Annotated in this window: 11 protein-coding genes; 5 read left to right on the top strand and 6 right to left on the bottom strand. The window is 65.7% G+C overall.

Features of this window, described 5'->3' with window-relative positions:
• Both JEY66_RS02475 and JEY66_RS02470 read right to left on the bottom strand, forming a co-directional pair.
• The gene (locus JEY66_RS02475) at positions 1-1005 is read right to left on the bottom strand and encodes an ABC transporter substrate-binding protein (protein WP_026191973.1); all 1005 of its coding nucleotides are present in this window, start codon (positions 1003-1005) and stop codon (positions 1-3) included.
• Between the two features lie 12 nt (positions 1006-1017).
• Positions 1018-2379, bottom strand: a complete 1362-nt coding sequence (locus JEY66_RS02470; protein WP_026191974.1) for an FAD-dependent oxidoreductase — start codon at positions 2377-2379, stop codon at positions 1018-1020.
• A gap of 116 nt (positions 2380-2495) precedes the next feature.
• On the opposite strand from JEY66_RS02470, the gene JEY66_RS02465 reads away from it, so the two are divergent.
• Positions 2496-3380 (top strand): LysR family transcriptional regulator, encoded by an 885-nt coding sequence (locus tag JEY66_RS02465; RefSeq protein ID WP_016844095.1) that lies wholly within the window; start codon positions 2496-2498, stop codon positions 3378-3380.
• A gap of 63 nt (positions 3381-3443) precedes the next feature.
• Positions 3444-3707 (top strand): type VI secretion protein, encoded by a 264-nt coding sequence (locus tag JEY66_RS02460; protein WP_240536784.1) that lies wholly within the window; start codon positions 3444-3446, stop codon positions 3705-3707.
• Between the two features lie 2 nt (positions 3708-3709).
• Here the strand turns inward: JEY66_RS02460 and JEY66_RS02455 are convergent, their stop codons facing one another.
• Positions 3710-4507: an enoyl-CoA hydratase-related protein gene (locus tag JEY66_RS02455; protein ID WP_016844097.1), complete on the bottom strand. Its 798-nt coding sequence runs from the start codon at positions 4505-4507 to the stop codon at positions 3710-3712.
• 178 nt (positions 4508-4685) lie between these two features.
• Between JEY66_RS02455 and JEY66_RS02450 the strand changes: the two genes are divergently transcribed.
• Positions 4686-5660: a 2-dehydropantoate 2-reductase gene (locus JEY66_RS02450; protein WP_016844098.1), complete on the top strand. Its 975-nt coding sequence runs from the start codon at positions 4686-4688 to the stop codon at positions 5658-5660.
• 40 nt (positions 5661-5700) lie between these two features.
• On the top strand, positions 5701-6483 hold the full coding sequence (locus tag JEY66_RS02445; RefSeq protein WP_016844099.1) for an SDR family oxidoreductase: 783 nt from the start codon (positions 5701-5703) through the stop codon (positions 6481-6483).
• Here the strand turns inward: JEY66_RS02445 and JEY66_RS02440 are convergent.
• Positions 6475-7206 (bottom strand): aspartate/glutamate racemase family protein, encoded by a 732-nt coding sequence (locus JEY66_RS02440; protein ID WP_016844100.1) that lies wholly within the window; start codon positions 7204-7206, stop codon positions 6475-6477. The two genes, JEY66_RS02445 and JEY66_RS02440, sit on opposite strands and share 9 nt — an antisense overlap.
• Positions 7207-7364: 158 nt before the next feature.
• Positions 7365-8045: an alpha/beta hydrolase family protein gene (locus JEY66_RS02435; protein WP_016844101.1), complete on the bottom strand. Its 681-nt coding sequence runs from the start codon at positions 8043-8045 to the stop codon at positions 7365-7367.
• A gap of 263 nt (positions 8046-8308) precedes the next feature.
• Here JEY66_RS02435 and JEY66_RS02430 point away from each other — a divergent pair, with 263 nt between their 5' ends.
• Positions 8309-10144 carry a c-type cytochrome gene (locus tag JEY66_RS02430; RefSeq protein WP_016844102.1) on the top strand — a complete coding sequence of 612 codons (1836 nt, stop codon included), beginning with the start codon at positions 8309-8311 and terminating at the stop codon, positions 10142-10144.
• A gap of 226 nt (positions 10145-10370) precedes the next feature.
• On the opposite strand, the gene JEY66_RS02425 is transcribed toward JEY66_RS02430, so the two are convergent.
• Positions 10371-11906 carry an aspartate ammonia-lyase gene (locus JEY66_RS02425; protein ID WP_018269150.1) on the bottom strand — a complete coding sequence of 512 codons (1536 nt, stop codon included), beginning with the start codon at positions 11904-11906 and terminating at the stop codon, positions 10371-10373.
• Positions 11907-12140 lie beyond the last annotated feature (234 nt).

Raw genomic sequence — 12140 nt, 5'->3', positions numbered from 1 at the left:
TCAATCCCCCTTCACATAATCCTTGGCGATGATCGCATTGGCATCGAAACCCTTGTCGACGAAACCCTGCCCCTGCAGCCATTTGATCTGGTTGTCGAGGTTCTTCACGTCGAGCTTGCCGTCGGGATCGATATAGGCGCAATTGCCGACCACCTGCGCAACCGGCAGGTTGGTGTATTTGGCGATGATCTCGAGCAGCGGTTTTGTCTTGTCGTTGATCGGCGCCACCCCGTCCTTGATCGCGGTCAGGATCACGTCGTGATATTCGTGGTCGGCGCGGGTGAGCGCGGTGAGCAGCCTGGTCACCAGCGGTGCGTTGGTCAGCGCCTTCGGCGACGCGAAGATCGCCCCCAGCTGCCACGGCGTCTCGTCGCCGACCCAGCCGAGCAATTTCGCGCCGTTGGAATCCATCAGCGTCCGCGCGGTCGAGACCGGCAGCAGCGCGGCGTCGACGGTTTCGCCCTTCAGCGCCGCGGCCGCGTTCGACAGCGACTGCAGCGGCACCACCTTCACGTCGGACAGCTTGAAGCCGTATTTGTCGGCGAGCAGGCCGAGCGAATAATGGAAGCTGGAGCCGACCTGGGTCACCGCGACGCGCTTGCCCGCCAGATCCTTCGGCGTCTTGAGGCCGCTCGCATAGGCGTTGTTGCTGGCGAAGTAGCCGATCAGGGGATAGCCGGCCTTCTCGCGGCTCATGCCGCCGATCACCTTCAGCGCGCCCTTTCCGGCGAGATTGTAGAGCCCCGCGGTGACGGCGGTGATGCCGAAATCGACGTCGCCCGACGCGGTCGCGACCGCGATCGGCTGTGCCGCGTCGAAGAACTTCAGCTCGACATCGAGCCCGGCGTCGCGGAAATAGCCCTTATCCTGCGCGATGAACACCGGCGCCGAGGACGACAGCCGCAACACGCCGATCTTCGCCTTCAGGAGATCATCGGCCCGCGCGAGGCCGCTCGCAGCCCACACCAGGAGACCCGCGAGTGCGAGCCGCGCCCAACCCATCATTGCCGTCTCCACTCATAATCCTTCAGGCACGGCCTGATCGCGGCCGATGAACGCGCCCTGCTTGCCAAGCTGTTGTTGCAACTTTTCGACGGAAATGTCGCGCGGAATCGTATTGCCCGACAATGCGAGCGCAGCCGCTGTTCCCGCCGCCTCGCCCATCACAAAACAGGCACCGGAGACCCGCGCCGCCGATTGCCCTTCATGGGTCATCGAGGCGCAGCGGCCGGCGATCAACAGATTGTCAACGCCTTCGGGCACCAGCATGCGGTACGGCAATTCATTGTAGCCGCGGCTCTCCGGGATCGGCGGAAACTCGAAGATCACATCGCCTGGCACATGGGATTCCTTCGGCCAGCCATTGACGCCGATCGAATCTTCGAACGAGGCGCAGCCCAGCACGTCCTCGCCGGACAGCATGTAGCCGCCGATCACACGCCGCGTCTCGCGGATGCCGAGCTGCGGCGGCAGATCGACGATGTAGGAATTCTCGAAGCCGGGCACCGTGCGCAGGAACTTGAACGCCTCGACTGCCTGGCGGCGCCCCTCGATCTCGCCGCGCGTCATGTCATCAGGATCGATGCCGGAGATGGCGCCGCCGTCGTTGCGCGTCACCTGGGTGAAATTCACCCGCCATTCGATCTGCGATTTCTGCGGCCGCACGATGGCGGATTTGCGCGGGAATTTATGCGTGCCGGCGGCCTCGGCCTGCGCCATCCGCTCCGGGATGGTGCGCCACGCATCGCCGGCCTTCGCCGGATCGATGCCGTTGAGGCGGAACATCATCGAGGGGTAGAGCATGCCGCCCTGGTTGTCGCCGACTTCATGGGGCGCGCCGGCCCACACCGCGAGATCGCCGTCACCGGAGCAATCGATGAAGATGCCGGCGCGCACGGCCTGCCGGCCGGCCTTGGTTTCCACCATCAGCGCACGGATGTGCGAACCGTCCATGACGACGCCGGCGCCGAGCGCGTGGAACAGGATGTCGACCTTGTGATGCGCCAGCAAATCGTCGGCTGCGATCTTGTAGGCCGCGGTGTCGTACGCCTGCGCGAAGATCTTGCCGAGGATCAGATGCGGCGCGTTCAGCCCGCCGAGCCGGTCGATCCGCGCCAAGAGGTCGGAGGCGATGCCCTGCACCACGCGGTGCATCTCGCCGAAGATGTTGGCGTGCAGTCCGCAGAAGTTGGTCACGCCGGCCGCGGTGCCCATGCCGCCGAGAAATCCGTACCGCTCGATCAGCAAGGTCCGCCGTCCGGCACGCGCCGCGCCGACCGCTGCCGCGATGCCGGCCGGTCCGCCGCCAAGCACCACCACGTCATATTCGCCATAGACCGGGACCTGCCGCGCAGGTTCTTCGATCGTGCTCGCTCGCATCATTTCCGCCCTGAACAAAGTTGATTGGGCCAACTATGAATTGATGCAGATTGCAGTACAATCCACCAAATTATGTAATCAGCTTTCGCGAATCGAGAAAGGCCCGAGCAAGGCAGATGGATACGCTGGTCAATCTCGAAGCCTTTCTCGCCACCGCCGACGCCGGCGGCTTTTCCGCCGCGGCGCGCAAGCTCAATATCGCGACATCCGTTGTCGCCAAGCGCGTCACCCAGCTCGAGGAGCGGATCGGCACCGCGCTGTTCCACCGCTCGACCCGCCAGTTGCGGCTGACCGAGGCCGGGCAGCGATATGTGCATCGCGCCCGTGGCGTGGTTGCCGATGTCGGCGATCTCTTGTCGCGGATGGGCGAGAAGCAGCGCGACCTCTCCGATCATCTGCGGGTCAAGGCGCCGACCTCGCTGACGGTTGCGCGGCTCGCCGATGCCTTCACGATCTTCCAGAAGCAGAACGGAAGCGTGAATCTCGAGATCGTGATGATCGACCGCCCGGTCGATCCGGTCACCGAAGGTTTCGACCTCGCGATCGGCGCCTTCCCGCATTCCTTTGGCGGCGTCGTAGATGAACCTTTGTGCCGGCTGCCGCGCCTCGTATGCGCCTCGCCGGCCTATCTGAAGAAGCACGGCATACCGAAGCATCCGCGCGACCTGGTCGATCATCGCTGCCTCAGCTTTTTGCCGACCGGACCGGAATGGCCGTTCGAGGGACCGCGCGGCCGCATCAATATCCAGGTGCGCCCGATCCTCTCCTCGAACGAAGGCCGCGTGCTGACTCAATGCGCCATCGCCGGCAACGGCATTGCGCTGCTCTCGCATTATCTGGTCGCGGACGCGCTGCGCGACGGCGCCTTGCAGCCGGTCCTCACCGACTTTCCGATCCCCGAATTGTGGGTCAAGGCCGCCGTTCCCGAGCGTCGCATCGATGCCGCCGCGGTGCAGGCGCTGCTCAAGACATTGAAAAAATCGCTGTCGCTGCCGCTGTGATGCGACGCCGGCCTTGCCGTCGGCATGCCGACCTGAGACAAGGACGCGAAAGGGATCGCCCGCTTGAAACGCCTGATCTCAATGTCGTTTGGTCTCATCATCGTTGCGACGCCCGCGGCGACGATCGAGACCTGCCGCTTCATTGAGGCCAGGGCGGAGCGCGAGGCCTGCTACCATCGGCAGGAGCAGGAACTTGCGGCGAAGCGCAGGCCCGAGCCGCCGGCGACGCGGTCGAGCGAATCGAAGACGTTCGATCAGCTGCAGCAGATGCGCCGCGACGACGAAGAGGTCTATCGCAGCATGCGCGGCATCTGCCGCGGCTGCTGAGCTTACGCGCCGCCGCCCCAGCGGCCCGCGCGCTTCTCGGCGAAGGACGCAAGCCCCTCGGCAGCTTCCGCGGTCTGCCGCTTGGCCGAATGCAGATGAACGAGGCGTTTGTAGGCCTCATCGTCCACCGCCATGCCGCCGAACGAGCTTTCCATCGCGAGCTTCTTGGTCTCGGCCATCGCGTCCGGCGCGTTGCCGAGCAGCTGCTCGACGACCTTGGCGCCGGCGCTGTCGAGATCGGCTGATGGCACCACCTCATGGACGAGGCCGATGCGGCGGGCATCCTCGGCGCCGAACCGTTCGCCGGTCAGTGCGTAGCGGCGCACCTGGCGGACGCCGATCGCATCGCAGAGCTGCGGGATGATGATCGCCGCGGTCAGGCCCCAGCGCACCTCGGTGATCGAGAACAGCGCATTGTCGGCCGCGATCACGATATCGCAGGCCGAGATCACGCCGGTGCCGCCGCCGAAGCAGCCGCCCTGCACCAGCGCCACGGTCGGGACCGGCAGCGTGTTGAGACGCTGCACCGCCTCGAAGGTGGCGCGCGATGCCGCCTCGTTCTCCTCGAACGATTTCGGCCGCACGCCGTTGATCCATTTCAGGTCGGCGCCGGCCTGGAAATGCTTGCCGTTGCCGTTCAGCACGACGACGCGCACCGGCCTGGTCGAGAGATCGTCGATCGCGGCGAGCACGCCCGCAATCAGCGCGCCGTCATAGGCATTGTTGACCTCGGGACGATTCAGCGTGACGGTCGCGACCCCGCGCGCATCGAGGCTCCACAGGACTGGGCTGGCCGACATGACGTTTCTCCCTCGTTCGGCATTGCTGTTGTCTTGTACCAGCTTGCACTATGGCGAGAGCAGATGCCTTGATCCATCACTTTCGAGCGCGCGCGACCGCGCCACGCGCATGACGGGTTGCGCGATGCCCCGCGCTTGTGGAAACTGACGGGGCACATTGCGGAGAATTGTTCCACTCATGCGTATTTGCATTTTCGGCGCGGGCGCCGTCGGCAGCCACTTCGCGGTCCGGCTCGCGCGCGCCGGCCACGATGTGTCCTGCGTGATGCGCGGGCCGCATCTCGACGCGGTCAGGACCAGCGGACTGACGCTGAAGGTCGGCGACACCAGCGTCAGCGCCAAGGTGAAGGCCTCAGCCGATCCTGCCGATCTGGGGCCGCAAGACATCGTCATCAGCACGCTGAAGGCGACCGGCATCGGCGCGCTCGCAACCGGGCTCCCGCCACTGCTTCAACGCGACACATCAATCGTGTTCGCGCAGAACGGCATTCCCTGGTGGTACGATCTCGGCCTGCCGCCGCAGCATCCCGCCATCCCCGACCTCGGCTTCCTCGATCCCGGCGGGCATTTGCGCAGCGTCATCCAGAAGGAGCGGATCATCGGCGGCGTGATCTTTTCCTCCAACGAGGTGATCGCGCCCGGCGTCGTCGCGAACCTGTCGCCGGACCGCAACCGCCTCATGATCGGCGAATGCGACGACCGCCAGGGCGAGCGCATCGCCACCCTGCGTGCGGCGCTCAACGACGCCGCGATCGAATCGCCCGAGGTCAAGCAGATCCGCGAGACGATCTGGTCGAAGCTGTTGACCAACATGTCGATGTCGGTGCTCTGCCTGCTGACCGGGCTGACCGCGCGTGGCGTCCGCGACGACCCCGACATGCAGGACGTGATACCGCGCCTGCTCGACGAGGCCAATGTGGTGGCGACACACTACATTCCCGAGGTCAAGCGCATCACCCGCAGTGGGCCGGCGCCGGACCACAAGCCGTCGATCCTGCAGGACTACGAACTCGGGCGCGCCATGGAGATCGATGTGCTGGTGCGCGCACCGGCGACATTTGCTCGCGCGGCCGCCATTTCGACCCCGATGCTCGACCTGATGGCCGCGCTCGCGATCCAGAAGGCGCGTGACAAGGGCCTGTATCAGGACTGACAATCCGACCCACCACGATAACAAGCAGGGACATCGAACCATGCAAGTCAAGGACAAGGTCTGTGTCGTCACCGGCGGCGCGAGCGGGATCGGCGAAGCGGTGGCGCGGGCCTATGCGGACGCCGGTGCACGCGGCGTCGTGGTCGCCGATCTCAAGACCTCGCGCGACCGGCTCGCCAGCGTCGCCGGCGATATCGACGGTCTGGCGGTCACCGCCGACGTCGGGCTCGAGGAGGACATCAAGGCGTTGATCGCCGCGGCCGAGGACAAATATGGCCCGGTCGACGTGTTCTTCTCCAACGCCGGACTGTCGCGCAAAGGACAAGAGACCGCGTCCGATGCCGACTGGGACGTGAGCTGGCGCGTGCATGTGATGAGCCACGTGTACGCGGCGCGCGCGCTGGTGCCCGGCATGCTCGCGCGCGGCTCCGGCTATCTCATCAACACCGCATCCGCCGCGGGGCTATTGGCCTCGCTGAACTCGATGCCTTACGGCGTGACCAAGAACGCCGCGGTCGCGCTCGCCGAACATCTCGCCATCCAGTATGGCGATCGCGGCGTCCGCGTCTCCGTGCTCTGTCCGCAATCGGTGCAGACGGGGATGACGACGCCGGGCCCGAGTGCGGCGCGCGTCGACGGCGTGCTGCAGCCCGGCGAGGTGGCGCGGATGGTGATCGAGGCGATGGCGGAGGAACGTTTCCTGATTCTGTCGCATCCGCAGGTGCAGGAATACATGCAGCGCAAGGCCACCAATCGCGAGCGCTGGCTGTCCGGCATGCGCCGCCTGCGCGACCGGATCTATGGCGGTGCGGCGTCAGGCTGACGGTGGCGCGAATTTCTCCAGCAGGCCGGAATAGGCCTTGGCCGCGGGCGACGCGTAAGCACCGCGACGCGACGTCGTCAGCTTGAGGCCGGCGAGCGCTTCCGCCTGCTTCACCGCGGCGGCCACGCCGTCGACCACAGGCACGCCGAACTGCATCGACAGCTCATGGGCAAGATCGGCCATACCGGCGCAGCCGAGCACGATGGCGTCCGCGCCCTTGTCCAGTGCCCGCGCGATCTCCGCCTCCAGCCTCGGTCTGGCGCCCGAGCCCGGCTTCTCGAGATCGAGCACCGCGACGTCGCAGGCGGTGACCACCGCGCGATCGGCAAAGCCGTAGCGGCGCACCAGTTCCTCCAGCGGCACGATCGAGCGCGGCAGCGTGGTGACGATGCCGATACGCTTGGCGATCTGCCCGGCGGTGACCAGCGCCGCCTCGCAGATGCCGACCACCGGATAGCGCGCCGCCGACCGCGCGGCATCCAGCCCGGTGTCGTCGAAGCATGCGATGATGCCGGCATCGGCATCGGGGGTCTTCAGCAGCGCCTCGATCAGCCCGGGAACGGCGAAGGCCTCGTCATAGAAGCCTTCGATCGAGGCCGGTCCCATCGCAGATGTGACGGCGACGATCTCGGTGCTAGGTGCGGCCACCGCTTGCGCGGCGGCCGCGATGGTCGCTGTCATCGACGCGGTGGTGTTGGGATTGACGATCAGGATCTTTGTCATGGGTGGAGAATAACATCCCTTTCGCGGCCAAGCGTAGCCCGGATGAGCCAACGGGTCGCGCGAACGCGCGCCCGATGACAGGCTCCGCGATATCCGGGACCGATCTCGCCCTCGGCATGCAGACCCCGGATGTCGCTTCGCTCATCCGGGCTACACACCTATGCATGCTTCGCCACCCAGCCCGCGAAGGCATCGAGCAGTTCGGTCATCACCTCGCGGTCGTTGCGGCCGGAGCGCTTGAGGACATGGAAGGAGTGGTCAGCCTCCTGCACCAGATGCAGCGTCGCGCGCGCGCCCAATCCCTTCACCACGGGCTCGAGCAGGTCGAGCTCGGCCAGCGCATCGCGCGTGCCCTGCAGGAACAGCAAGGGGATCTTGACCTCGGCGAGATGCTTGGCCCGCTCGCTCGACGGCTTGCCGGCGGGATGCAGCGGAAAGCCGAGGAACACCAGCCCGCGCACGCCGGCGAGCGGCACCTTGCCCTGCGCCTGCGAGGTCATGCGTCCGCCGAACGACTTGCCGCCGGCGAACAGCGGCAGTTCGCCGCAACGACGCACGGCTTCCGCCACCGCGGCACGCACCGTCGCCTGCGCGACGGCGGGCGGATCGGGCCGCTTGCTGCCCTTCTCCATGTAGGGAAACTGATAGCGCAATGTCGCGATGCCGCGCTCCGCCAAGCCCTCCGCGATCACGGCCATCGAGGGATGCGTCATGCCGGCGCCGGCGCCGTGGGCAAACACATAGGCGCTACGGGCCTGCGCCGGCCGCAACAGCAGCGCGGACACCGTGCTGTCGTCCGAGACGGTGATCGAAAGCGGTTGTGCGCCTGACGCGTTCAAGATGACATCTCGAAGAATTGTTGCTCCGTTACTTCTAGTCGCAGGCCTCGATGCGCGCAAATGCCGCCGCAACCGGCACGCCGCAAGTGAACTGGCTCACAGCCAACCAGCATTTCCTTTGCAACATTTCCGTTGTTAGACCAAGCGCCGCCACTGTAGGATGGCGCACACCGCATCACACGCTTAACGCGAACTCGTTTTTCGGCGAATTTTAACAACTCGTCCATATGACGCGCGGGTACCGCGAATTGGGGGAACGGGGCATGCCTCGCAAGACGATATTCGTCATCGGACTGTTGATTGTCGCCGGCGTCCTCTATTTCAAGGACGATATCGAGACGGTCGCGAGCGGCTTCCGGGTCAAGGTCGTCGACTACCAGCAGCCGGCAAAAACGGTGTGGCTGGATCAGAATGTCAGCGCCGAGCGGCTGCGCTGGTTCTATCACGCCGACCAAGGCACGCGGACCTTCGGCATTCCCCATGAATGGTTCATGGCGCTGGAGCAGCCGACGGTCTGGCCACTGTTCACGGCGGCGCCGCGGCTCAGCGAGACCAATTATCTCGGCCGCTTCGGCTTTATTCCCGACACGGTGATTCCGGGCAAACCCGATGCGCTGCCGATCGGCTTCGCGCAAGGCGGCCCGATGGCCGATGCCAACGGCGCCCCCTGGCGCAACCCGCACAGCAAGGCCGACATGACCGGCGTCGGCCTGACCTGCGCTGCCTGCCACACCGGGAGCTTCAACTATCGCGGCACCGAGATCGTGATCGACGGCGGGCCGGCCAACACCAATCTGTTCGAATTCCAGAAGAGCGTCGGCGTCTCGCTGCTGCTGACGCGGTTCTGGCCGGGCCGCTTTTCGCGCTTTGCCGACGAGATCCTCGGCAAGGATGCCAGCCTCGACGAGCGCATGGCGCTGCGCGGCCAGCTCGACCTCGTGCTGAAGCAATACGCCAACATCAATTCGCTCGAGAACAGGGTCGCCGCCAACAGCGTCGAGGAAGGCTATGCGCGGCTCGACGCGCTGAACCGGATCGGCAACCAGGTGTTCTCGATCGACCTGAACAACCCGAACAACTACGCCTCGCATTCGGCGCCGGTGCATTTTCCGCGGATCTGGAACGCGCCGTGGTTCAGCTGGGTGCAATATGACGGCTCGATCATGCAGCCGATGGTGCGCAACGCCGGCGAGGCGCTCGGCGTCAGCGCCGAGCTCAACCTGCTCGACGAATCCAAGGGACTTTACAAATCGAGCGCTCGGATCGACGTGCTGCACGAGATGGAGCGGATGATCGCCGGCGAGCCGCCCAGCGAGGACAAGGGCTTTGGCGGACTGGCGTCGCCGAAATGGCCGGAGAACATCCTGCCGCCAATCAACATGGATCTCGCGAAGAAGGGCGGCGAGCTCTACAAGACGCATTGCCAGGGCTGCCACGGCCCGGCGATCGACAGCAAGGCGCTGCCCGCGAGCGAAGCCTTTGCGCTGTTCAAGGACAAGAAGCGCTGGATCAAGAACGAGGCCGGCCAGCCGCTGCTCGATGTCGAGATGATTCCGATCAGCCATATCGGCACCGACAGCGCGCAAGCCGAGGGCCTCGCGCACCGCACCGTCGAGACGCCGGCCAATCTGAACATCAAGGACGGCAGTTTCGGTCCGGCACTCGGCGACCTCGTCGAGAAGACCGTCGACTATTGGTACGACCAGAACAAGGTCCCGCCGGAGGATCGCAAGCGCATCAACGGCTACCGGCCGAACGAGATCCAGGCGCCGCTCGCCTACAAGGTCCGGCCGCTCAACGGCATCTGGGCGACCCCGCCCTATCTGCACAACGGCTCGGTCCCGACCATCTACGCACTGCTGTCGCCGGTGAAGGATCGTCCCGCAACCTTCTATCTCGGCAGCCGGGAGTATGATCCCAAGGATCTCGGCTACGTCTGGAAGGACAAGATCAAGAACGCCTTCCTGCTCGACACCACCAAGCGCGGCAACAGCAATTCCGGACACGAATTCTCCAACGAGAAGCGCACCGGTGTGATCGGGCCGGAGTTGAAGGAAGACGAGCGCCGCGCCCTGATCGAGTTCATCAAGACGCTGTAGGCCCCGAAGGGGCTGCGCCCCCTCTCCCGCTTGCGGGCAGGGCTATCGCATATGACGTCTGCGGAAATCGTCCGCGGGCTGCATTCGCCTCTCCCGCTTGCGGGGGAGGCCGACGCGCGCGGCGGGTGGGGGCTCTCTCCACGATGCGACTCGTGGAGAGAGCCCCCACCCCAGCCCTCGCCCGCAAGCGGGAGAGGGAGCCGACTGCCGATGCAGCGGTTGTCCCTCAACTCTTCGGCACCGGCTGCCGGCGCGCCGGGCGGGTCATGGCCTCGAGCTCGAGGAGCTGATTGAGCTCCGCCTCGGTCAGCAGCTTCTCCTCCAGCACGATGTCGGCGACCGAGCGGTTCTCCTTGAGCGCACGGCGCGCCACGCGCGATGAGGCCTCATAGCCGAGCGACGGCGCCAGCGCCGTAATCAGGCCGATCGAGCCCTGCACCAGGCTGCGGCAACGCTCGCGATCGGCCTCGATGCCGTCGACGCAGCGCTTGGTCAGCGTATCGACCGCCGCCGTCAGCATGCGCAGCGAGCTCAAGACGCAATAGCCGATGGTCGGCTCGAACGCGTTGAGCTGCAACTGGCCACCCTCGGCGCACATCGTCACCGTGAGGTCGTGCCCGATCACCAGGAACGCCACCTGGTTGACGACCTCGGGAATGACGGGATTGACCTTGCCGGGCATGATCGACGAGCCCGCCTGCACGGCCGGCAGGCGGATTTCGCCGATGCCGGTGCGCGGCCCGGACGACAACAGCCGCAGGTCGTTGCAGATCTTGGACAGCTTGACCGCGACGCGCTTGAGCACGCCGGAGAACAGCACGAAGGCGCCGAGATCGGACGTCGCCTCGATCAGGTTGGAGGCCAGCACCATCGGCTGGCCGGACAGCCGCGACAGCTCCTCGACCGCGAGCGCCGCATAGCGCGGATCGGCATTGATCCCGGTACCGATCGCGGTGGCGCCGAGATTGACCTCGCGGAACAGCGCGGAAATCTCGTTCAGGCGCGCGACGTCCTCCTTCACGGTTACGTGGAAGGCATCGAATTCCTGGCCGAGCGTCATCGGCACCGCGTCCTGAAGCTGGGTCCGCCCCATCTTCAACACGTCCGCGAACTCCACCGCCTTGCCCTTGAGGGAGTAGGCGAGATCGTCCAGCGCGCGCACCAGCGGCTGGGTGGCGAAGATCACCGCGAGCCGCAGCGCGGTCGGATAGGCGTCGTTGGTCGACTGCGCCATGTTGACGTCGTCGTTCGGATGCAGCGCGTGATAATCGCCGGGCTTGCGCCCCATCAGCCGCAGCGCGACGTTGGCGATCACCTCATTGGCGTTCATGTTGGTCGAGGTGCCGGCGCCGCCCTGGATCGCGTCGACGACGAAGGACTCGGCATAGACCTTTTCGGTCGCGATCTGGGTGCAGGCCGCTTCGATCGCATCCGCCTTCTCGGGTGCAAGGTAGCCGAGCCGCTTGTTGGCGCGCGCGGCGGCCTGCTTCACCAGCGCCAGCGCGCGGACGAATTCCGGGAAGTGCCCGACCGGCACGCCGGTGATCGGAAAGTTCATCACCGCGCGCTTGGTGTGAATGCCCCACAGCGCATTGGCCGGCACGTCGTCCTCGCCGAGCAGATCGTGCTCGGTGCGGGACTGCGCCTGCTCGATCGGCACGGTGCGGACGGTCGCGACCGCGAGGTGGCTGGGGCCGCCGCTCTCGCCGGACGCGGACGCGGCAGCTGCAGTTTTGGCGGTCTCAACCTTCGATTCGGCCATCGGTATCTCCGTTACCTCTCGCAGATCCTGTCGTCGGCGACGCCGGCGATGATGCGCCCGCTGCGCGTCGAAAGCCAATGCCTATCGGCAGAGTCTTGCACACCGGCGAGTGGCCAGACGCGGAAAACCGGCATTGGCGCGCGCCGAACCGGGAGATTAAGGGCTTTGTCTTATCCGCCATGATAACAACAACTTATAGCTCGATATCGTGGCTCGCTTTGCGACCGATGCGGC

This window comes from Bradyrhizobium elkanii USDA 76, from assembly GCF_023278185.1.
GTDB lineage: Bacteria > Pseudomonadota > Alphaproteobacteria > Rhizobiales > Xanthobacteraceae > Bradyrhizobium > Bradyrhizobium elkanii.
Note: the sequence above shows the minus strand (reverse complement) of the source record. Positions and strands in the feature narration are given on the sequence as shown.

Excerpts from the sequence above, each read along its gene's own strand:
- JEY66_RS02475 (WP_026191973.1), bottom strand. The coding sequence starts at position 1,005 with ATGATGGGTTGGGCGCGGCTCGCACTCGCGGGTCTCCTGGTGTGGGCT.
- JEY66_RS02470 (WP_026191974.1), bottom strand. The coding sequence starts at position 2,379 with ATGCGAGCGAGCACGATCGAAGAACCTGCGCGGCAGGTCCCGGTCTAT.
- JEY66_RS02465 (WP_016844095.1), top strand. The coding sequence starts at position 2,496 with ATGGATACGCTGGTCAATCTCGAAGCCTTTCTCGCCACCGCCGACGCC.
- JEY66_RS02455 (WP_016844097.1), bottom strand. The coding sequence starts at position 4,507 with ATGTCGGCCAGCCCAGTCCTGTGGAGCCTCGATGCGCGCGGGGTCGCG.
- JEY66_RS02450 (WP_016844098.1), top strand. The coding sequence starts at position 4,686 with ATGCGTATTTGCATTTTCGGCGCGGGCGCCGTCGGCAGCCACTTCGCG.
- JEY66_RS02445 (WP_016844099.1), top strand. The coding sequence starts at position 5,701 with ATGCAAGTCAAGGACAAGGTCTGTGTCGTCACCGGCGGCGCGAGCGGG.
- JEY66_RS02440 (WP_016844100.1), bottom strand. The coding sequence starts at position 7,206 with ATGACAAAGATCCTGATCGTCAATCCCAACACCACCGCGTCGATGACA.
- JEY66_RS02430 (WP_016844102.1), top strand. The coding sequence starts at position 8,309 with ATGCCTCGCAAGACGATATTCGTCATCGGACTGTTGATTGTCGCCGGC.
- JEY66_RS02425 (WP_018269150.1), bottom strand. The coding sequence starts at position 11,906 with ATGGCCGAATCGAAGGTTGAGACCGCCAAAACTGCAGCTGCCGCGTCC.